General features: G+C 72.0%; 20 protein-coding genes. 8 read left to right on the forward strand and 12 right to left on the reverse strand.

Annotated features, from left to right (window positions below; translation table 11 throughout):
* Window positions 1-805: 805 nt before the first annotated feature.
* From ACFO0B_RS22730 to ACFO0B_RS22740, 3 genes are all read right to left on the reverse strand, one after another.
* A complete protein-coding gene (locus ACFO0B_RS22730) occupies window positions 806-2,284 on the reverse strand; it encodes a DHA2 family efflux MFS transporter permease subunit (protein ID WP_378614586.1) in 1,479 nt (492 codons plus the stop codon).
* Window positions 2,284-2,973: a PadR family transcriptional regulator gene (locus ACFO0B_RS22735; RefSeq protein WP_378614587.1), complete on the reverse strand. Its 690-nt coding sequence runs from the start codon at window positions 2,971-2,973 to the stop codon at window positions 2,284-2,286. Before ACFO0B_RS22735 ends, ACFO0B_RS22730 begins: the two co-directional genes overlap by 1 nt.
* A gap of 78 nt (window positions 2,974-3,051) precedes the next feature.
* Entirely contained in the window at window positions 3,052-3,948 is an 897-nt protein-coding gene (locus tag ACFO0B_RS22740) for a glycine betaine ABC transporter substrate-binding protein (protein WP_378614588.1), read from the reverse strand.
* 155 nt (window positions 3,949-4,103) lie between these two features.
* Here ACFO0B_RS22740 and ACFO0B_RS22745 point away from each other — a divergent pair, with 155 nt between their 5' ends.
* Genes ACFO0B_RS22745 through ACFO0B_RS22760 form a run of 4 tightly spaced genes read left to right on the forward strand, consistent with a single transcriptional unit; the run spans window position 4,104 to window position 7,479 of the window.
* Window positions 4,104-5,027, forward strand: coding sequence for an ABC transporter substrate-binding protein (locus ACFO0B_RS22745; protein WP_378614604.1), 924 nt, complete (start codon window positions 4,104-4,106; stop codon window positions 5,025-5,027).
* Window positions 5,028-5,034: 7 nt separating this feature from the next.
* Complete coding sequence (locus tag ACFO0B_RS22750) at window positions 5,035-6,162, forward strand: ABC transporter ATP-binding protein (protein ID WP_378614589.1); 1,128 nt, start codon at window positions 5,035-5,037, stop codon at window positions 6,160-6,162.
* 4 nt (window positions 6,163-6,166) lie between these two features.
* Window positions 6,167-6,808, forward strand: coding sequence for an ABC transporter permease (locus ACFO0B_RS22755; RefSeq protein WP_378614590.1), 642 nt, complete (start codon window positions 6,167-6,169; stop codon window positions 6,806-6,808).
* The gene (locus ACFO0B_RS22760; protein WP_378614591.1) at window positions 6,805-7,479 is read left to right on the forward strand and encodes an ABC transporter permease; all 675 of its coding nucleotides are present in this window, start codon (window positions 6,805-6,807) and stop codon (window positions 7,477-7,479) included. Before ACFO0B_RS22755 ends, ACFO0B_RS22760 begins: the two co-directional genes overlap by 4 nt.
* A gap of 44 nt (window positions 7,480-7,523) precedes the next feature.
* Here ACFO0B_RS22760 and ACFO0B_RS22765 read toward each other — a convergent pair whose 3' ends face one another.
* Both ACFO0B_RS22765 and ACFO0B_RS22770 read right to left on the reverse strand, forming a co-directional pair.
* Window positions 7,524-7,940, reverse strand: coding sequence for a PIN domain nuclease (locus tag ACFO0B_RS22765; protein WP_378614592.1), 417 nt, complete (start codon window positions 7,938-7,940; stop codon window positions 7,524-7,526).
* Complete coding sequence (locus ACFO0B_RS22770; protein ID WP_378614593.1) at window positions 7,937-8,188, reverse strand: type II toxin-antitoxin system VapB family antitoxin; 252 nt, start codon at window positions 8,186-8,188, stop codon at window positions 7,937-7,939. The genes ACFO0B_RS22765 and ACFO0B_RS22770 overlap by 4 nt, the downstream gene beginning before the upstream one ends.
* A 536-nt stretch (window positions 8,189-8,724) precedes the next feature.
* On the opposite strand from ACFO0B_RS22770, the gene ACFO0B_RS22775 reads away from it, so the two are divergent.
* Window positions 8,725-9,870 carry a helix-turn-helix domain-containing protein gene (locus tag ACFO0B_RS22775; protein ID WP_378614594.1) on the forward strand — a complete coding sequence of 382 codons (1,146 nt, stop codon included), beginning with the start codon at window positions 8,725-8,727 and terminating at the stop codon, window positions 9,868-9,870.
* 58 nt (window positions 9,871-9,928) lie between these two features.
* Here the strand turns inward: ACFO0B_RS22775 and ACFO0B_RS22780 are convergent, their stop codons facing one another.
* The 4 genes from ACFO0B_RS22780 to ACFO0B_RS22795 all read right to left on the reverse strand — a co-directional run bounded on the left by ACFO0B_RS22780 (window position 9,929) and on the right by ACFO0B_RS22795 (window position 14,368).
* Window positions 9,929-11,140, reverse strand: coding sequence for an NAD(P)-dependent malic enzyme (locus tag ACFO0B_RS22780; protein WP_378614595.1), 1,212 nt, complete (start codon window positions 11,138-11,140; stop codon window positions 9,929-9,931).
* A gap of 437 nt (window positions 11,141-11,577) precedes the next feature.
* Window positions 11,578-13,143 carry an FAD-dependent oxidoreductase gene (locus ACFO0B_RS22785; RefSeq protein ID WP_378614596.1) on the reverse strand — a complete coding sequence of 522 codons (1,566 nt, stop codon included), beginning with the start codon at window positions 13,141-13,143 and terminating at the stop codon, window positions 11,578-11,580.
* Between the two features lie 107 nt (window positions 13,144-13,250).
* Complete coding sequence (locus tag ACFO0B_RS22790) at window positions 13,251-13,517, reverse strand: hypothetical protein (protein WP_378614597.1); 267 nt, start codon at window positions 13,515-13,517, stop codon at window positions 13,251-13,253.
* A complete protein-coding gene (locus tag ACFO0B_RS22795; RefSeq protein ID WP_378614598.1) occupies window positions 13,514-14,368 on the reverse strand; it encodes a PHP domain-containing protein in 855 nt (284 codons plus the stop codon). Before ACFO0B_RS22795 ends, ACFO0B_RS22790 begins: the two co-directional genes overlap by 4 nt.
* Window positions 14,369-14,406: 38 nt before the next feature.
* On the opposite strand from ACFO0B_RS22795, the gene ACFO0B_RS22800 reads away from it, so the two are divergent.
* Complete coding sequence (locus ACFO0B_RS22800) at window positions 14,407-15,489, forward strand: magnesium and cobalt transport protein CorA (RefSeq protein WP_378614599.1); 1,083 nt, start codon at window positions 14,407-14,409, stop codon at window positions 15,487-15,489.
* Here ACFO0B_RS22800 and ACFO0B_RS22805 read toward each other — a convergent pair.
* The 3 genes from ACFO0B_RS22805 to ACFO0B_RS22815 are packed head-to-tail and all read right to left on the reverse strand — an operon-like array spanning window position 15,486 to window position 17,530.
* A complete protein-coding gene (locus ACFO0B_RS22805; protein WP_378614600.1) occupies window positions 15,486-16,067 on the reverse strand; it encodes a suppressor of fused domain protein in 582 nt (193 codons plus the stop codon). The genes ACFO0B_RS22800 and ACFO0B_RS22805 overlap by 4 nt on opposite strands.
* 2 nt (window positions 16,068-16,069) lie before the next feature.
* Complete coding sequence (locus ACFO0B_RS22810) at window positions 16,070-16,561, reverse strand: general stress protein (RefSeq protein WP_233020275.1); 492 nt, start codon at window positions 16,559-16,561, stop codon at window positions 16,070-16,072.
* A gap of 12 nt (window positions 16,562-16,573) precedes the next feature.
* Window positions 16,574-17,530 carry an HpcH/HpaI aldolase/citrate lyase family protein gene (locus ACFO0B_RS22815; RefSeq protein ID WP_378614601.1) on the reverse strand — a complete coding sequence of 319 codons (957 nt, stop codon included), beginning with the start codon at window positions 17,528-17,530 and terminating at the stop codon, window positions 16,574-16,576.
* Between the two features lie 75 nt (window positions 17,531-17,605).
* On the opposite strand from ACFO0B_RS22815, the gene ACFO0B_RS22820 reads away from it, so the two are divergent.
* Together ACFO0B_RS22820 and ACFO0B_RS22825 are read left to right on the forward strand one after the other, a co-directional pair.
* Entirely contained in the window at window positions 17,606-18,895 is a 1,290-nt protein-coding gene (locus ACFO0B_RS22820; protein WP_378614602.1) for a magnesium transporter MgtE N-terminal domain-containing protein, read from the forward strand.
* A 43-nt stretch (window positions 18,896-18,938) separates the two neighbouring features.
* A complete protein-coding gene (locus tag ACFO0B_RS22825) occupies window positions 18,939-19,553 on the forward strand; it encodes a DUF1003 domain-containing protein (RefSeq protein WP_378614605.1) in 615 nt (204 codons plus the stop codon).
* Window positions 19,554-19,946: the final 393 nt, after the last annotated feature.

Raw genomic sequence — 19,946 nt, forward strand, 5'->3', positions numbered from 1 at the left:
CTCCTCACGCACCCCGACATCATCGATGCCGTTGCCGGGCAGGAGAAGACGACACGCCAGCTCATTCTGAACTGATCAGTAAATCCAGAGCCGCGAGAATGGCGCCGGACGGCCCCTTCGGGACGGGTTCGCCCGCCGGGGCGGTAACCGTGAGGATCTGGTTCGCGCCCGTGCCGGTACATTCGCGGCAACCCCGCGCCGGTCCACACATCCATGCCGGTGTCGTCCAGCCGGTGCCACCACTTCCCGCGATCCGCTACACCGAGGGCCTGCGGGGCGGGCCGCCACACCGGAGATCACGCCCTGGTATCCCTCAGCGAGGCATACCGGGCGAGGGGAGCCAGCTGGGCGAACTCGGGTGTCAGAGTGTTCGCGCCGAGTCGGGAACGATCCAACCCGCCGCGATAGGAACTTGCAGAGCCTGCGATGCCGCCGCCGTGATGCACCCCTCACAGTCCGGTGCGCTGAGCGACGGCCGGAGCAGCCGGATAAGCGGTGGTGGCAGGGTCATCTCGAGCGGACCGCTGAGGGTTCCACCTTTCGGATCACCAGCCGGACGGCGGCAGCCCCGCACATTGGGCAATGTGCGGGGCTGCGGGAAATTCGGGAATCCCGGTGAGTTCCGGATCGAGGCGCAGCTCTGGCGCTGCAGCAATCGTCACCTAAGACATCCACACTGTCAACCCTCACATTCGAAATCATCTGTGATCAGCCATTTTTCAGATTATCAATGCTGCGGGCCGGGTATACGAGAGGCGGGTGTCGTGGTGGAGAGTGTGCACGCATGAGGCGGTGGGGAGAAATATCAGGCGGTGGAACCGGCCGGTTCCGCTTCCTTGGGCGCGGTGCCCGCACCGCTCGCACTGCGATCGTGCCGGACGAAGAGGGCGGAGGCGACGACGCCGATGAGCAGCACCGCGGCGGGGAGCAGGATGGATTCGGCGAGCGCGGTGCTGAACTTGTCCCGCACGAACTCCGGGACCGGCCCGCCCATGCCCTCGGCAGCGGGCCCGCCACCGAGCCCGGCCGCCGCGATCCGCGCGCTGATCAGCGCGGAGATGGCGGCGCTGCCGAGCACCGAGCCGACCTGACGGGTGGTGTTGTAGATCCCGGCGCCCGCGCCGGCCTGCTGCACCGGCAGGTTGTGCGTCGCGGTCGAGGCGAGCGGCGCCCAGATACAGGCATTGGCGAGACCGGCGACCACCCCGGCGACCATGAACCAGACGAGTGAGCTGTCCGGCGTCATCACCACGGCGAACGAGAACACCGCCGCCGCGAAGAGTGTGAAGCCGATGGTCGGCACCACCCGCGGATGCAGCCGGTCGGAGAACTTGCCGATCACGGGGGCCAGGAAGCCGGTCGCGATCGCCATCGGCGCGAAGACCAGCGCCGAGCGGGTCGGGGTGAGCTCGCGCACCGCCTGCAGGTAGAAGTAGGCGGGCACCATGAGCGAGGTCACCGCCGCGCCCATGGCCGCGATCGCGAGGTTGGAGAAGGCGAAGTTGCGATCCTTGAACAGGCCGAGCGGCACCAGCGGCTCGCCGGTGTTGCGCGCCTGGTTCCAGATGAAGAAGGCGAGCACGATGAGCCCGCCGCCGATCATGGCCCAGATCAACCCGTCCCAATCGCGGGTGTTGCCCTCCTGGATCCCGAAGACCAGCAGGAACATGCCGACGGCGCTGAGCACGACGCCGGGGATGTCGAACCGGTGCCGGTTCGTCGGCAGCGACGGCACCAGCCAGACGGCGAGCGCGAAGGCGATGATGCCGACCGGCACGTTGACGAAGAAGATCCACTCCCAGCCGAGGCTGTCCACCAACACCCCGCCGAGGATCGGGCCGACCAGGGTGGCCAGCCCGGCCACGCCGCCCCACAGCCCCATGGCCGCGCCGCGCCTGTCCGGCGCGAAGGTACGGGTGATCACGGACATGGTCTGCGGCGTCATCAGCGCGGCGCCGATGCCCTGCGCGGCGCGCGCGGCGATCAGCATGCCGATGGTGCCGGAGAGGCCGCACCAGAGCGAGGCGGCGGTGAAGACGGTGAGCCCGACCAGGTACAGGTTCTTGGGGCCGAAGCGGTCGCCGAGACGGCCGGTGATGAGCAGCGGCACCGCGTAGGTGAGCAGGTAGGCGCTGGTCACCCAGATCACCGAGGAGATCTCGGCGTTCAACTCCTCCATGATGGCCGGGTTGGCGACCGCGACGATCGTCATGTCCAGCAGGATCATGAAGAAGCCCACCACCATGGCAAGCAGCGCATGCCACGGATTGCGGGTTTCGGACATCAGGAGCTCCTCGTTCGGGGCGTCGCCCCCGGCTCGGCCGGGAGCGGTGGTGGGTCCGCGCGGACCGCGGTGGCCCAGGCGTCGATGGGAGCCGCGATCCGGCGGCCGGTGCCGGGATCGAAGCGATCCCAGGCCAGGGTTCCGTCGTCGAGATCGCCGAGCAGGGCATCTACCCAGCCGATCTCGGCCTCCAGCATGGTGCGCAGGTAGGTGAGCACCATCCAGTAGCGGCGCGGGAGGGCGTGGTCGCCCGCCCAGACGCCCAGTGCGCGAATTTCGTCGAGATCGCCGCCGAGTTGCGCGCGGCGCTCCGCCAGCAGTTCCCGCACCTGCTCCTTCGGCAGGTTGTGGGCCTCGGCCAGCGCGAGGGGGAATCCGGGGTATTCGGCGGCGGGGGTGCGCAAGAGCTCGGCTACCCGGTCGCGCAGTGCCGCGCGACCGGCCGAGGTGATCCGGTAGGTGGTGCGCTCCGGGCGGCGGCCGTCGCGGTCGACGCCGTCGGCGCGGATCAGTTCGCAGCCGGTGAGCCGGGCGACGGTGTGGTAGAGCGAGCCGGGGCGGACCTTGACCAGGCGGTCCATTCCCCGCTCGAGCAGGGCCTGGTGCATGTCGTAGGGGTGCCGGGGACGTTCGTCGAGCAGCGCGAGGACCGCGACGGCCAGTGGCGTCACCGTGCCGCGCGCTCCCATGGGTGATCCTTCCGTGCCGAATACTCCAGACGGAATATACGCCTGGGCAACGATCGGGAGCGATCGGTTGGCTCCGGGTCAGAGGGCGTGCGCGTCCAGCCAGCTCCTGGCCAGGTCGGCCGGGCGCTCCCCGGCCTCGGCGCGCTGCACCAGCGCGACCAGGTCGTCGGTGGTGAGTTCGCCCGCCACCTGGTTGAGCCGCTCGCGGCCGCGATCGTCGAGGACGCCGTCGCGGAAGACGGGGACGACGTTCTCCGCCGGAACGGTTGCGTCGGTGACGACGGTCGCTCCGGCGGTGCTGTCGGCGGGGACCGGGCCGGCCAGGATGCCCGCTCCGATTCGGCCCTCCAGGAGCGCGGCTCGGAGGGCGGCGGGGTCGGCGAACCGCTCCGTGGTGGTGAAGACGCAGCTCGGGAGGGTCTCCGGCGGGGCAGGATCGAGCAGGCCGAGAGCGGGCGCGAGGCCGCCGGTGCGGGCCGCACAGGTTGCCAGGACGGTATCGGCCTCGGTGCGGGATTCGAGGCGCGCGGTCTCGGTGCCGACCAGGAGCCGGGGGCGCAGGTCGGTGCCGTCGGCGGGGTCGGAGACGACGAGGCCCTGCGGGAGGGAGCGGGCCAGCGCGGCAGCCGCGGCTTTCACCGGGTCGGCGGCGGGCTCGGGTGCGGTGATGCGCGCGGTGGCGTCGAAGAAGCGGGTGAGGGCGCCGGTGTGGTCGGCGAGCAGGTCGATCGAGCCGGAGTCGAGCGCGGCCAACCGGGCTCCGCGGTCCCCGGGGGCGGGCGCGACCTCCGCCGGAATACCCCCTCGAGAGAGCGCACCCGCGTAGATCTCGGCGAGCACCGCCGACTCCGCGGTGTCCCCCGCGCCGACCGTCACCACGGACTCCCCCGCCCCGTCACCACAGGAAACGACTGCGGCGAGCGCGAGAAGCACCGGGATCAGCGCCGTCCTGCGCACCCACGCGGGCAACTCCATTCGGCGACACCAACTCTCTCCAGCCGACGCGAACACCACCGAGCGGGCAGTATGGACTATCGGCAATGTACCGGGGCAGCCCGGCACCGCCGCCGCCCCGTACCCGGACGCAAAGGACTCCCGTGGCACGCACGCTCCCGACTTCTGCTCACCGGATGCTCACCGCCGCGCTCGCCGTCACGGTGGCCGCGACGCTCGCGGCCTGCGGCGGCAACTCCGACCCGCTCTCCGGCGGCGGCAGCTGCGAGGGCGACGCCATCACCGTCGGCTCCGCCAACTTCCCGGAGTCCGAGACGGTCGCCGAGATCTACGCGGAGGCGCTGCGGGTCAACGGCTTCGAGGTGGACACCAAGCTCGGCATCGGCAGCCGCGAGGCCTACATCCCCGCGCTGCGCGACTGCTCGATCTCGGTGGCGCCCGAGTACACCGGCAACCTGCTGCAGTACCTGCAGCCCGACGCCACCGCCACCACCCCGGCGGACGTGGAAGCCGCACTGGCGGGCGCGCTCGGCGACCAGCTCGCGCTCGGGCAGCCCGCCCCGGCCCAGGATTCGGACGCCGTGGTGGTCACCGAGGCCACCGCCGACCGCTGGAACCTGCGCTCGATCGGCGACCTGGCCTCGCACTCGGCCGAGATCACCTTCGGCGCGCCCGCCGAGTTCGCCGAGCGCCCGGGCGGGCTGCCCGGCCTGGCCAAGAACTACGACGTGAAGATCGCCGCGGACAAATTCGTCCCGATCGCCGACGGCGGCGGCCCGGCCACCGTCCGCGCGCTGGTCGACGGCCAGGTGACGGCGGCCAATATCTTCACCACCTCCCCGGCCATCACGCAGAACAACCTGGTCGTGCTGGAGGACCCCAAGCAGAATTTCCCCGCGCAGAACGTGGTGCCGCTGCTGAACGCGGCGAAGAAGACGGACGCGCTGGTCGCCGCGCTGAACGCGGTCTCGGCGAAGCTCACCACCCAGGAGCTGATCGAGCTGAACACCGCCGTCTCCGGCGACGCCAAGACCGAGCCGAAGGCCGCCGCCGCGGCGTGGCTCGCCGAGCAGGGGCTGAACAAGAAGGCGGGCGGCTGATCCGACCGTGTCCGACATCGAATTCAGCGACGTCAGCAAGACCTACCCGGACGGAACGCACGCGGTCTCCCAGCTGAACCTGGCGATCGAGTCCGGCTCGTTCACGGTGTTCGTCGGGCCGTCCGGCTGCGGCAAGACCACCTCCATGCGGATGATCAACCGGATGATCAGCCCCACCTCCGGCACCATCACGGTGGGCGGCGCCGATATCGCCGGCGTCGACCCGGTGAAACTGCGCCGCGGCATCGGCTATGTGATCCAGGGCGGCGGGCTGCTGCCGCACCGCACGGTCGTCGACAATGTGGCGACCGTGCCAGTGCTGCAGGGCACCTCGCGCAAGCAGGCGCGCGCGGCGGCGCTCGAGGTGCTGGACCGGGTGGGGCTCGATCGGCAGCTCGCGCAGCGCTATCCGGCGCAGCTCTCCGGCGGCCAGCAGCAGCGGGTCGGGGTGGCGCGCGCGCTCGCCGCCGACCCGCCGGTGCTGCTCATGGACGAGCCGTTCAGCGCCGTCGACCCGGTGGTCCGCGCCGAACTGCAGGCCGAGATGCGCCGCCTGCAGGGCGAACTGAAGAAGACCATCGTCTTCGTCACGCACGACATCGACGAGGCCATCACGCTGGGCGACAAGGTCGCGGTGTTCGGCCGCGGCGGCGTGCTGCAGCAGTACGACGCGCCGCGCACCGTGCTCGCCCAGCCCGCCACCGATTTCGTGGCCGGCTTCGTCGGGCGCGACCGCGGCTACCGCGGGCTCTCCTTCCGCAGCGCGGAGCGGGTGCCGCTGCGCGACATCGCCACCGCCACCGAGGCCGAGGCGGCGAAGCTGGCGCCCGGCCCCGGCGAGTGGGTGCTGATCACCGACGAGGCCGGGGCGCCGGTCGGCTGGCTGGACGCGGGCGGCGCCGCCGGGTTGAAGGCCGGGCGCGCGCTCGCCGACAGCATGGCGGCGGGCGGCTCGCTCTTCGCGGTCGGCGGCGACCTGCGGCAGGCGCTGGACGCGGCCATCTCGTCGCCCTCCGGCGTCGGCGTCGCGGTGGACGACTCCGGCGCGGTGCGCGGCGGGATCAGCGCCGACGACGTGCTCGCCCTGCTGGCCGAGCAGCGCGCGGCCGAGGATTCCGCGCGCGCGGGAGCCTGAGCGCGTGCGCTACCTCTTCGAGAACGCGGCCGAGATCTGGGGCTACACCAGGGAGCACCTCTACCTCGCGCTGATCCCGCTGCTGGTGGGGCTGGTGATCGCGGTGCCGGTCGGCACGCTGGTGCGCCGGGTGCCGTGGCTGCGGCGGGTGACCGTCACCCTCTCCGGGCTGGTGTACACGGTGCCGTCGCTGGCGCTGTTCGTGATCATTCCGCCGATCGTCGGGATCGCGACCATCGACCCGCTGAACGTCATCATCGCGCTCACCCTCTACTCCACCGCGCTGCTGGTGATCGCGGTCCCCGCCGCGCTGGACTCGGTCCCCGCCGCGGTGCTCGACTCCGCCGACGCCGTCGGCTTCGGCCCGCTGCGCCGCACGCTCACCGTCGACCTGCCGCTGGCGCTCCCGGTCTTCGTCTCCACGCTGCGGGTGGTGGTTGTCACCAATATCGCGATGGTGTCGGTGGGTGCGCTGGTCGGCGTCGGCGGGCTCGGCAAGCTCTTCACCCAGGGGTATCAGCGGGACTACCCGGACGAGATCATCGCGGGCATCGTCGTCACGCTGGTACTCGCGCTGATCTTCGACCGGGTGGTCTACCTGCTCGGGCGGCTCGCGACGCCCTGGGTCACCAAGGGGGCATCGTGAATCTCTTCCTGGACGCCTGGCAGTACTTCACCGACCCCGACAACTGGGGCGGCCCCGCCGGAATCGACCAGCGGCTGCTGCAACACCTCTGGTACAGCGCGCTCGCGATCGGGCTCTCCGCGGTGATCGCGGTGCCGCTCGGGCTCGCGGTCGGGCACTACCGGCGCGGGGCCGCGGCGTTGGTCGGCTTCGCCAACGCCATGCGCGCGCTGCCCACCCTCGGCCTGCTCACCTTCCTGGTGCTGCTCATGGGCCTCGGTTTGATCCCGCCGCTGCTCGCCCTGATCACCGTCGGCATCCCTCCGCTGCTCGCCGGGGCTTATGCGGGGATCGCCAACGTCTCCCCCGAGGTGGTCGACGCCTCCCGCGCGATGGGCATGACCGAGTGGCAGGTGCTTTTCCGGGTCGAGGTGCCGAACGCCCTCCCGGTCTTGCTCACCGGGTTGCGCGGGGCCACGTTGCAGGTGGTCGCCACCGCCACCATCGCCGCCTACGTCAACCTCGGCGGGCTTGGCCGCTACATCTTCGACGGGATCGGGTTGCACCGCTACGACCGCGTCCTCGTCGGCGCCATCCTGGTCGCCCTGCTGGCGATGATCCTGGACGGGCTGTTGGCGCTGGCGGTCTGGGCCGGGGCGCCGGGGACCGGACGGCTCCGCCGCCGCGCCTGATCAGCCCCGGTCCGGATCCGCCGCGTGCCAGCGACGTCGGTCGCTCAGTCGGCCGTCCCGGGCTCGACGACCCACTCGGCTTGCACCGTAATCACCGAGGAAATCATGTCGAAGTCGCCGTCGTAATGCAGAACGGTGGCACGGTGCCGCTCGGCCGCTGCCGCAATAAGGACGTCGGCCAACGACAGTGCTCGGTGAAAACCGGCGTCGAGCGCCAGAGCCTGAATCTCGAGCGCGCGCTCGAACTCCTCGTCATTGCAGGGCAGGTAATCGAATCCGCGTAGCAGAGTCCGCAGACGTAGCGCCTCGGACTTGCCGCGCGCCGAGAACAGCACCTCGTACTCGGTCGGGGCGCACACCGCGAGGAGCCCCGCGTGGTCCAGCGCATCCAGTCGCTTCCGCACCGCAGGCGTGCTGCGGCGAGCCAGCGCGGACTTGTCGATCAGGTAGCGCCCCTTCACGCCACCGAGGCTCCGTCGCCACGATCGAGGGTGCCGTCCGGCTTCCGCGGTCCGGTCCGTGACCGGATTTCCGCGAACACATCCTCGAACTCACCCTCGTCGATGGCGTCGAAGAGCTCCCGACGCAACCGCAGCTTCACCCCCTCCTCCATCGCCGCCCGCACAGCCGCCGCCTTGGTCGTCACCCCGTACACCCGCATTGCCTGCTCGACGATCTCGTCGTCGAGATCGATGACAGTCCTGGCCATCGGTCCTCCCTGAGCCACTCACCTGCGATATCGATTCGGACCACAAAATGATATCGCATGGGGTCTGGTCTCGTTCCCTCGCGGTTCGAGCCGAGCACCGGGAATAGGGCGGCTCTGCCGTCAGCGGAACGCCGCGGTGTCGTAGACAACCCGAACACCCCACCACGGGCACCTCTCGGCCCTCGTCCCGACGGCATGGGCGGCGATGACCCCCGATTCGACCGGCGCCGGATGCGGCCCGCCCGGGCACGCGACCCGCACGATGGTCGCGCCCCTGGCGACTACCGCGCCGCACAGCGACGCCGGTATCCACGGGCCGTGCTCGCACCCCATGTGTTCGTTCCGCATCGAACCCCCTTCGTTCTCGGACGGCGCCCACCTTCGCACTCCGGTGCGGCGTCGAACTGACAGTTCTGTGGGAGTCCTCTGATCGACCGGGGTAGCACCGTGGTCAGGGGTCGTACCCTGGGAAAGGGAGCGGATCATTCCGAAGGGGGCCCGTCGTGTCGGATAGCACTGTCGGCAAACACATTGCGGTGCAACGCAAGATGGCTCGGTACACGCAGGCGAAGCTGGGCAGGCTCGCCGGGTACAGCACCAGCATGATCAGCAAGGTGGAGCAGGGCCGAGAAGCCCCGTCGGATGGCTTCGTGGCCGCGGTCGCGCGGGCGCTGAACATCGCGCCGGAGCGGCTGACCGGGAGCCCGCCGTGGGAGACCATCGAAGAGGACGGGCCGCTCGACGGGATCGGCGAACTCCGCGCGGTGCTCGCCGAGGGGCGGTACGTGGTGCCGCTGGAGCCGCCGGCACTCGACGTACTGCGCTCGGAGATGGCCGGTGTCGACCTTGCCTACCGGAACGACCAGGGCCGGGTTGCGCTGGCCAGGATGCCGGGGCTGCTGCGGCAGCTCCACGGCGCGCTGCATGCCGCTTCGGCCGATCGGCGCGGCGCGGTTCTCAGCGTGCTGTGCGCCGCGTTCGTCACCACCGAGCGGCTCTGTCGCCGGTTCGGCTTCCTCACTCTCGCGCCGATCGCGCTGGACCGGCTGGAGTGGGCCGCAGCCGACGCGGACGATCCGCTCTACGCGGCGCAGGCCAAGATCAAGCGAGCCCGGGTTCTGATGTACCACGGCGGGAACGAACTCGGGCTTCGGCTGGTCGACGAGGGGCTGGCCTTGGTCGAGGGCTCCGGCGAGGCCCCGAATGCCGTGCGCGGGTACGGGCACCTGTGCGGTGCGGTGGTCGCGGCGCGTGGCCTTCGGCCCGGCACGGCTGCCGAGCACATCGCGCGGGCGCGGGAGCTCGCTCCGCTCATGCCGGGTGAGTCCGATCGGTACGGCACGCTGTTCGGGCCCGTCAACGTCGGCATCCACGCCTGTGCGGTGGCACTGGAGTCGGGCGAGCCGGATCGGGCCGCCCGGGAGGGAACGGCGCTGGTGCTCCCACCGGGTATCGCGCCGCCGCGAGCGGGGCACCACTGGCAGGACGTGGCGCGCGCGCAACTCCAGGCCGGGCGACCGGCCGACGCCCTCGCGGCGCTGCGGAGGGCCAGGGCGGCGGCGCCGCAGCAGACCCGGCTGCATCCGTCGGTCCGCGAGACCTACCTCGGCATCGCGGCAGCGGAGCGGCGCCGCAGCGAGAGCACCGGCGCCTTCGGCGCCTGGCTGCGAATCACGCCGTGAACGCGGAACTCCCGCCCGAGGCCGACGCCTCGAACGGGAGTTCCGGTACAGCGAAAGATCAGGCGACGCCTTCGGCGCGGGCGGCGGCGGCGACCGCTTCGGCGACGGCGGGCGCGACCCGCGGGTCGAGCGGGCTCGGCACGATCTTGTCCGGCCCCAGCTCGTCGGCGACGACGCCGAGGATGGCGTTGGCGGCGGCGAGCTTCATGCCCTCGGTGATCCGGCGGGCGCCCGCGTCGAGCGCGCCCTTGAAGACGCCGGGGAAGGCGAGGACGTTGTTGATCTGGTTCGGGAAGTCGCTGCGGCCGGTGGCCACGATCGCGGCGTACTTGCGCGCCACCTCGGGGTGGATCTCCGGGTCCGGGTTGGACATGGCGAAGACGATGGACTCCGGCGCCATCGAGGCGATGAGCTCCTCGGCGATCAGCCCGGCGGAGAGCCCGAGGAAGACGTCGGCACCGGCCAGCGCCTCCGCGGCGCCGCCGTTCAGCCCGCGCGGGTTGGTGCGGCCGGCCAGCTCGGACTTGACCGCGTTCAGGTCGCCGCGCTCCCGGCTCACGATGCCCTTGGAGTCGAGCACGGTGACGTCCGCGACGCCGGCCAGGAGCAGGATGTTGGTGCAGGCGACGCCGGCCGCGCCCGCGCCGGAGACGACGACCTTGAGGTCGGCGATGTCGCGGCCCTGCACCCGCGCGGCGCCGTTCAGCGCGGCGAGCACGACGATGGCGGTGCCGTGCTGGTCGTCGTGCATGACGGGGCAGTCGAGCGCCTCGATCACGCGCTGCTCGATCTCGAAGCAGCGCGGGGCGGAGATGTCCTCCAGGTTCACCGCGCCGAAGCTCGGGCGCAGCCGGATCAGGGTCTCGACGATCTCGTCGACGTCCTTGGTGTCCAGCACGATCGGGATGGAGTTCAGGTCGGCGAACTTCTTGAACAGCGCGGCCTTGCCCTCCATGACGGGCAGCGAGGCGCGCGGGCCGATGTCGCCGAGGCCGAGCACCGCGGTGCCGTCGCTGACCACGACCACCAGCCGGTCGGTCCAGGTGTAGCGCTTGGCGAGCGCCTCGTCCTGCGCGATCGCGCGGCTCACCTGGGCGACGCCGGGGGTGTAGGCGATCGACAGGTCCCGCTGGGTCTCCAGCGGGGACGAGAGCTCGACGGAGAGCTTGCCGCCGAGGTGGCCCGCGAAGATTTCGTCGTGGGTGATCGCAGAAAGGCTGGCCGCGTCGTCGGCGCTGCGGTCCGCGGTGGCGTTCGGTGCGTCAGTCACAGGTGACACGATTTCACTCCTGCTTGGGGCGTGGCTAGACCGGGAAACGGTTACCGCCGGGTATTCGGTATGAGGTGTCTCACGAGGCTCATCGGTGCCGCTACCGGCCCTTTTCGGACTGGTTGTGATTTTCGTCACGCAGCATCGGATACCGGCGAGTACCGGGCGGGCGGAACGAGAGCGCGGAGCCGGACGGGGTCATCCGGACCTGAGATCGATACTGATCCACGTGGTGCGACGGTACGTCGCGCGACGGAGCCAGCGGAACTCCGAACCCGGCGGTGGCACAGGAGCGGAATCCGACCCATTGTGCCAGCCGGTCTCGCGCGGCGCCAATCCGGTGCGCCCGTTGCAACCTCATCGTCCGAGCGTAGGCCCTCGGAATTACCCCGAGGTGAGCAAAGGCTTGCCGTGCTCCCCTCCCCAGCGGTGAGGGATCACGCGGTGCGCGGCGGTGCCGCGGTGAGGCCCGCGGGCAGCGGGTCGCGGCGCAGCCAGACGGCGTCCAGCCCGCCGACCCGGAGGCGCGCGAGCCCGCTCGGCTCGGCGTCGGGGTGGTCGGTGCGGCGGTGCAGCCCCCTGCTCTCGGTGCGGGCCAGCGCGGCGTGTGCGCTCCAGCGGGCGGCGGCGAGCAGCGCGACGGCCTGGCGCGAGCGCAGCGCGCCCGCCCCGCTGCCGCCGAGCTCGAAGCGGGCGGCGGGCCAGAGGCCGTCGAGTTCGGCGACGGTGTCGCGCAGCGTGCCCGCGCTGCGCCAGTAGCTGCGCCGCGGCGGGACGGTGTGCTCGCGCACCGAGCCGACCACCGCGCGCGGGTCGAAGCGGCACACCGCGCGCAGCCCGGCGGGCACCGCCCCCGACTCCTGCGGCACCCGCACCGGCACCGGCCCGCCGACCCCGGCGAACACCGCGGCCCCCGAACCGGCCCACACCCCGGAGGCGATGGCCCACGCCCCGCCGTGCCCGCCACCGGCCCCGACCACCCCCTCGCGCGAGGTGACATCGCCCGCGGCGAAGAGCCCGGGCACCGTGGTCGCGCCGTCACCGGCGGTCACCAGCCCGCCGGACCCGAGCACGGTCCCGTGCAGCACCGGCCGCAGCGGCACCCGGCCCTGCTGGTCGAGCACCCGGTACCGCAGCACCTGCCTGCGCGCGGCGGCGGAGAGTGCGGCGGTGCCCGCGAAGACGCCGCGGCCGCGGGCCAGCGCCTCGAAGAGCTCGGCCCCGGCGAGCGGGGCGCCGGTGCGGTCGTGCAGCGCGGCGCCGTGCAGCGGGGAGCCCGCGCCGAGCCCGAAGGGGGCGCCGCCCATCGACGGGGTCAGCGCGTAGGCGCCGGCGAACTCCATACCGGAGAGCTCGGCGCCCACCTCGGCCCCGAAGAGCAGCCCGTCGCCGGTGTCCACCTCGGTGCCGGGCGCGCCGGAGCCGAAGGCGCAGCCGCCGGTGGCGAGCACGACGGCCCGCGCGCTCGCCGTCCAAGCCCGGCCGTCGCCGCGCAGGCCGGTAGCCGCGCAGACCACGCCGTCGGCGTCGGTCAGCAACCGCAGCGCGGGGTGGTTGTCCCGGATCACGACGCCGACGGCGAGCGCGGAGCGCCGCAGCGCCCGCAGGTACATGACCCCGCTGACCCGCACCCGAGCGGGCAGCGGGCCGCCAGGGCCGGCCGGATCGTCCTCACCCGCGACGACGGTCGGCACCGGCGTCGTCCGCAGCCCGCGGTGCGCGAGCCGGGCGAGCCGCCGGTAGCTCTCGTCCAGGACGGCGTCGATCAGCCCCGCATCACCGAGCCCGGCGCCGTGCGCGAGCGCGGCCGCCACCGCGTCGGCCCGCCCCGACGGCGGCACGGCCCAGAGCGCTGTGCTCCCGACCGCCGTCGGGCCGGAGGCACCGCAGCGCGCCTTGTCGGCGAGCACCACGCGGGCACCGGCCCTGGCCGCCGCGATCGCCGACCAGAGGCCGGCGGGTCCCCCACCCAGGACGAGCACATCGGTCTCGAAGGCCTCCACGACAATCAATGTTCGGGCACAGTTCACCGACCCGCAACCATTGGGACCACCGCTGAAGGATGTGTCGTGTCCCCACCGTTACCCGGGTCACGGATAGGGCCGGAAACCTATCCCCACCACTGCGTCCACAGCAACCATCCGGCTGCCGTGAACACCACCAGCGCGGCCCCGAAGACGGCGAACCCCCGCTTCCGATCGGCGAACACCTGGGCCACCACGACCACCACCGCGAGCCCGAGGTGCCAGGCCAGCGACTCCCCGCCGGGGCCGGGAAACCCGCGCCGCCCGGCCAGCACCGCGGTGCCGAGCACCACCAGCGCCAGGATCACCACTCCGGCCGCGACCGCGCCGCTCACGCCGCGCAGCAGCCTCACGGCGCGATCACCTCGGCACCGGTCGCCGCCGCCACCAGCTTCTCGAACTGCGCGGGCGCGGTGGTGCACGCACCGAGCGCGATGGTCTTGTTCGCGCCGTGGTAGTCCGAGGAGCCCGTGCACAGCAGCCCGAGCTCGGCGGCGAGCTCGCGCAGCACCGCGCGGTCGGCGGCGGGGTGGTCGGGGTGGTCGACCTCGAGCCCGCCCAGCCCGAGCGCGGCCAGGTCGCGGATGTCGGACAACGCGAGCAGCCTGCCCCTCGCCCGCGCCCTGGCGTGCGCGATCACGCTGACCCCGCCCGCGCCCGCGATCATCTCGACCGCGCGGTGCAGCGGGGTGTCGGCCTTCTCCTCGTAGTAGGGGCCGTCCGGGGCGAGCAGGTGCCGGAAGGCGGCGTCCACGGTCGGCACCACGCTCGCCTCGACCAGCGCGCGGGCCAGGTGCGGCCGCCCCGCCGCCGGACCGGCCGCGGCGAGCACCGCCTCCGGATCGACCGGAAGCCCGTCGGCCGCCATCCGCTCGGCCATGGCGCGCAGCCGCTCCACCCGCTCGCCGCGCAACCGCTCACGCTCGGCGGCGAAGCCGGGGTCGGCGGGGTCGAAGAGGTAGGCCAGCAAGTGCGTGGCGACCGGGTAGCCGTCCTCCCCCAGCCCGACGCACGACATCTCCATGCCCCGGACGAGGGTCAATCCCGGCGGCCGCGCGTCCACCGCCTCGGCCCAGCCCGCGGTGGTGTCGTGGTCGGTGATGGCGACGACGTCGAGCCCAGCGGCAGCGGCGTTGCGCACCAGTTCGGCCGGGGAGTCGGTGCCGTCGGAGGCCGTGGAGTGGGTGTGGAGGTCGATGCGCACGGCGCCCAGTCTTCCAGCGCCGGCCGTAGCATCGTCCGGTGCCTACCATTCCGCCGCTGCCGTTCCGCGGGCGCGGCACCGGGTCGTCGGCGGCCACCGCCGTCCACCGGGTGCCGGTCCCGACCGCGCGCGCCATCGTCGACTGCGCGGTCTACGTGAACGGCGAGCGGCTGCCCGGCCGCTTCACCCACGAGTCCGCGCTGGCCGAGGTGCGCAGCCGGGGCACCGGGTTCGTCTGGATCGGGCTGCACGACCCGGACGAAACCCAGATGCGCGACGTCGCCGCCGTGTACGGGCTGCACCAGCTGGCCGTGGAGATCGCCACCGAGCAGCACCAGCGCCCCAAGCTGGAGCGGTACGACGACACCCTGCTGCTGGTGCTGCGCACGGTCAAATACGTCGAGCACGACCTGCACAGCGTCAGCGAGATCGTGGAGACCGGGCAGATCGTGGTCTTCACCGCCAAGGAGTTCGTGCTGGCGGTGCGCAGGGGCGAGCACTCCGGGCTGGTCGAGCTGCGGCACACCCTGGAGCAGAACCCGGCGCAGCTGGCGCTCGGCCCCGGCGCGGTGCTGCACGCCATCGCGGACAAGATCGTGGACGCCTACACCGAGGTCGCGCAGTCCATCGAGGAGGACATCGACGAGATGGAGGAGGAGGTCTTCACCCCGCGCAGCCGGGTCGGCATCGAGTCGATCTACCAGCTCAAGCGCGAGGTGGTGGAGCTGCGCCGGGCGGTGAACCCGCTGGCCGCGCCGCTGCAGCTGCTCAGCCGCAACGCCGACCTCCCGGTGCCGAAGGAGGTGCGGCGCTACCTGCGCGACGTCGCCGACAACCACACCTCGGTCGCCGAGCGGATCAACGACTTCGACGACGCGCTGAGCGCGCTGATCAGCGCCGCGCTGGCGAAGGTCGGCGTGCAGCAGAACACCGACATGCGCAAGATCTCGGCCTGGGTCGCGATCGCCGCGGTGCCGACGATGATCGCCGGGATCTACGGGATGAATTTCGACCACATGTGGGAACTGCACCAGACCTGGGGCTATCCGGCGGTGCTCGCCGTGATCGTGGCGGTCTGCACGCTGCTCTACGTCAACTTCCACCGGAACAACTGGCTCTAGAGCTGGGCCACCCCGCGGTTCGGGTCGCGCACGTCGATGCCCGCCTCGGCCCACGCCTCGCGCAGCGCGTCGGCGCCGCGCAGCCGCACCCAGGCCGCCTCGGTGGCGGTCACCGGGGTCACCGTCAGGTAGCGCACCGGCTCGGCGGGCTCGGGCAGCTCGATCTCGGGGATGTCGCTGGCGCCGAGCAGCACCGCGGTGAACGGGGCGTCCCGCCAGATCGGCTCGCTCAGGTCGAGCAGCGCGTCGGTCTGCAGCACGACACCCTCCACCGCGGGCGAGGCGGCGAGCACGCCGAGCGTGCGGGCCAGCCCGGCGGCGGCGCCGAGCCCGGCGTGCAGGGTGAGCGTGAGCTCGGCACGCGGGCCCTTGACCGGGTCGGCGAGCAGGTCGCCCGGGTCGCCCATCGGGTGCCGGGAACCACCGAGTGTGAGGTAGTGCACATGGTCCCCGGAGACCAGCCGCAGGATCTCGATGGGCTCCAGGCCGAGGAAGGTCACCGAGGCCGAGTCGACCCCGGCCCGGTCCGTGCCGAAGTGCCCGAGCACCCCGGAGCGGACCCGTTCGATCACATCCATGCTCAGATCGCCAGCCGCGCCAGCATGTCCCTGGCCTGCTCGGCCGCCTTGGGATCGCAGAGGACGTCGTAGCGCCCGGCCACCAGCTGCATGGTGGAGGCGAAGTCGCGCTGGCCACGGGTGGCGGCGTACGGAATCGAGGTGGAGATCACCCCGAACACGATGCCACCGAGCAGCCCGACCAGCAGCGGCCCGATCGCGCCGCCGGTGGTGAACAGGCTCAGCAGCAGGCCGAGGAAGAGCCCGAGCCAGGCGCCGGAGACCACGCCGCCGCCGATCACCTTGCCCCAGTTCAGCCGGTAGAGCACCCGCTCGACCTGCATGAGGTCGACGCCGACGATGGTCACGTTCTGCACCGGGAACTGGTTGTCGGCCAGGTAGTCCACGGCCCGCTGCGCCTCGGCGTAGGTCGGGTAGGAGCCGACCGGCCAGCCCGACGGCGGGGTGGGCAGGCCCTGCCCACCCCGGCCGGAATTCCCCAGGGGATTCGTCATGTCCCCATTGTGCTATTCCGCCGCGGACTCCGGCGGGGTGAAACGCGTGGTTCGCGTCATCCCCGCGGCCCTGCCCTGCTCCGCGACCACCTGCGCCATCTTCGCGCTGGCCTCGTCGATCATCTCGTCGCCGAGCATGACCGCGCCGCGCGCGCCGCCGTCGGCCGAGGTGTGGAAGGCGTAGGCCTCCAGGATCTCCTCGGCCTTGTCGTATTCGGCCTGGCGCGGGCTGAAGATCTCGTTGGCGGCGTCCACCTGCGTCGGGTGCAGCACCCACTTGCCGTCGAAGCCGAGCGCGGCGCTGCGCGCGGCGGCCCGCCGGAAGCCGTCCAGGTCGCGGATCTGCAGGTAGGGGCCGTCGATCGCCTGCAGCCCGTGCGCGCGGGCGGCGAGCAGGATGGTCATCAGGATGTGGTGATAGGCGTCACCCGGCTCGTACCCCTCCGGCTGCTCGCCGACGACCAACGTGCGCATCCGGATGCTGGCCATGAAGTCGGCCGGGCCGAAGACCAGGGTCTGCACCCGGGGGCTGGCGGTGGCGATCTCGTCGATGTTGCGCAGCCCGATGGCGTTCTCGATCTGCGGCTCGATGCCGATCCGCCCCGGCTCCAGCTGGTGCGCCTGCTCCAGCTGGGTGAGCAGCAGGTCCAGCGCGCGCACCTGGCCGCCGTCGGTGACCTTGGGCAGCAGGATGGCGTCCAGCCGCGAGCCCGCGCCCTCGACCACGCTGATCACGTCGGCGTAGGTCCACGGCGTCGTCCAGTCGTTGACCCGGACCACGCGCAGCTGCTCGCCCCAGCCGCCCTCGTTCAGCGCGGCGACGATGGTGGCCCTGGCCGCCGCCTTGGCGACCGGCGCGACGGCATCCTCCAGGTCGAGGAAGACCTCGTCCACCGGAAGCCCCTTGGCCTTGGCGATCATCTTCGGATTGCTGCCGGGTACGGCGAGCACGGAACGGCGCGGCTTCATGAACCCTCCTCCTCGGTCGCTCAGCTGCCGTGGCGCGACGCGGAGCCCGAGCGGGGAACCTCTAGCCTGACAGGCATGGCAGCTACCAGGGTGTACGTCGCCCGGCTCGCCGGTCTGGCGGTGCTGGGACCGGACGGAGAGTCTATCGGCAGGGTGCGCGACGTGGTGGTCGCCGTCCGCTACGACCGGCAACAGCCCAGGGTGCACGGGCTGGTGGTGGAGCTGCCGACCCGGCGGCGGATCTTCGTGCCCATGCTCAGGGTGACCGCGATCGAGCCCGGCGTTGTGACGCTGAACACCGGGACGGTGAGCCTGCGCCGCTTCACCCAGCGCGCGGGCGAGCTGCTCGCGATCGCGCAGATCGTCGACTCCTCGGTGCGCGTGCACGACGCCGACCTGCCCGATCTGGAGGACGTCGACCTGCTGGTGGTCGACCTCGGGATCGAGCTCACCCGGACCAAGGACTTCCGGGTCACCCGGGTGGCGGTGCGCGGGCACCGCAGGCTCGGCAGGCGGCGCACGGTGCACGTGGTCGACTGGGTGCGGGTCACCGGGCTCACCCCGTACGAGATCGGCAGGCCGGGCCAGGACGTCACCCAGCTGCTGGAGCAGTTCGAGGGGCTGCGCGCCGCCGACGTCGCGCAGATGCTGCGCGAGCTGCCGGAGAAGCGCCGGGTCGAGGTGGCCGAGGCGCTGGACGACGAGCGCCTCGCCGACGTCGTCCAGGAGCTCTCCGACGACGACCAGGTGCGGCTGCTCGGCAAGCTGGAGGTCGGCCGGGCCGCGGACGTGCTGGAGGCGATGGACCCGGACGACGCCGCCGACCTGCTCGGCGAGCTGGAGACCGCCGAGCGGGAGTCGCTGCTCGCGCTGATGGACCCGCGGGAGTCCGAGCCGGTGCGCAGGCTGCTGCAGCACTCCCCGGACACCGCGGGCGGGCTCATGACGCCGAAGCCGGTGATCCTCACCCCGGCGACCACCGTCGCCGAGGCGCTGGCCCGGGTGCGCAACCCGGACCTCACCCCCGCGCTCGCCTCCATGGTCTTCGTGGTGCGCCCGCCGACGGCCACCCCCACCGGCCGCTACCTCGGCTGCGTGCACCTGCAGGCGCTGTTGCGCGAGCCGCCCGCGCACCTGATCGGCGGCATGCTCGACTCCGACCTCTCGCCGCTGCTGCCCGACATGTCGCTCTCCGCCGTCACCAGGTACTTCGCCACCTACAACCTGGTCTGCGGCGCGGTCGTCGACGCCGGGAACCACCTGCTCGGCGCGGTGAGCGTGGACGACGTACTCGACCACCTGCTCCCGGAGGACTGGCGCGACACCGAGGAACTACCGGAAGGAGTCGCGGGCAGTGACCGATGACAGCCTGGTCCGCACGATCCCGAACACCGGGGGCAGCCGCCCCGTGAGCCCGGCGCGGCAGCGGCTGGAGACCCCGGCGGCGGGCGGCCGCTTCCGGATCGACTGGGACTCCGACGCCCTGGCCAGGGGCAGCGAGCGAGTGGCGCGCTTCCTCGGCACCGGCCGCTACCTGGCGATCCAGACCCTCGTCGTCATCGTCTGGATCCTGCTCAACGCCTTCGTCATCGCGCTGCGCTGGGACCCCTACCCGTTCATCCTGCTCAACCTGGCCTTCTCCACCCAGGCCGCGTACGCCGCGCCGCTGATCCTGCTCGCGCAGAACCGGCAGGACAACCGCGACCGGGTCTCGCTGGACGAGGACCGGCTGCGCGCCGCCCAGACCAAGGCCGACACCGAGTTCCTGGCCAGGGAGCTGGCCGCGCTGCGGATCGCCGTCGGCGAGGTCGCCACCAGGGACTACCTGCGCCGCGAGCTGGACGAGATGCGCGAGGTGCTGGATCGCATCGAGGCCGCCGCGGGCGGGCCCGGTGACCCGGGACGATCCGGAAAGCCGGTCAAGGCGAATCGCAAGAAGGGTGCCGTCCGGACAGCGGCGCCGCCGGCCGGCCCGGAGGAGCGTACGGAAAACGATCTCGGGAATCGACCGACAACGTTCTGACCGGTGGGTAACCTGGATACCGTTGTCCAGAGCAGCTGCAGGGAAGGGGATGTCCCGGACAGTTGCCACACGGCGATAGATTGGTGAGTGGTCACGTGCGCAAATCTGCCCCGATCACGGTGTCACTACTGGTAGCAGCGGGTTTGGCGTCCGTCGGCTCCGGGTCGATGGTCTCGGCCCGCGATGTCGGCGATGCGGGCGAAGCGCTACTGGTGGGGTCCACCGGCAGCGGAACAGACACCGGAGTCGATCCGTCCCAGACACCTCAGTCCCGGGTTGTCGGGCTGCTTCCGCTCGACAACAGCGGGATAGCGCGCGAGTTGCGGGCGGTTGTTCCGCCTGCCGACGGTGCTGTTCCGGTGGGTGGGGGGCCGGTTCTGCGGAGTATCGCGT

The sequence above is a fragment of the Nocardia jiangsuensis genome (assembly GCF_042650385.1).
GTDB classification, from domain to species: Bacteria; Actinomycetota; Actinomycetes; order Mycobacteriales; family Mycobacteriaceae; genus Nocardia; species Nocardia jiangsuensis.

Coding starts and splice junctions, on each gene's coding strand:
- ACFO0B_RS22730 (WP_378614586.1), bottom strand. CDS start 2,284: ATGTCCGAAACCCGCAATCCGTGGCATGCGCTGCTTGCCATGGTGGTG.
- ACFO0B_RS22805 (WP_378614600.1), bottom strand. CDS start 16,067: ATGGATGTGATCGAACGGGTCCGCTCCGGGGTGCTCGGGCACTTCGGC.
- ACFO0B_RS22820 (WP_378614602.1), top strand. CDS start 17,606: ATGGCAGCTACCAGGGTGTACGTCGCCCGGCTCGCCGGTCTGGCGGTG.
- ACFO0B_RS22810 (WP_233020275.1), bottom strand. CDS start 16,561: ATGACGAATCCCCTGGGGAATTCCGGCCGGGGTGGGCAGGGCCTGCCC.
- ACFO0B_RS22735 (WP_378614587.1), bottom strand. CDS start 2,973: ATGGGAGCGCGCGGCACGGTGACGCCACTGGCCGTCGCGGTCCTCGCG.
- ACFO0B_RS22770 (WP_378614593.1), bottom strand. CDS start 8,188: ATGGCCAGGACTGTCATCGATCTCGACGACGAGATCGTCGAGCAGGCA.
- ACFO0B_RS22740 (WP_378614588.1), bottom strand. CDS start 3,948: ATGGAGTTGCCCGCGTGGGTGCGCAGGACGGCGCTGATCCCGGTGCTT.
- ACFO0B_RS22745 (WP_378614604.1), top strand. CDS start 4,104: ATGCTCACCGCCGCGCTCGCCGTCACGGTGGCCGCGACGCTCGCGGCC.
- ACFO0B_RS22815 (WP_378614601.1), bottom strand. CDS start 17,530: ATGAAGCCGCGCCGTTCCGTGCTCGCCGTACCCGGCAGCAATCCGAAG.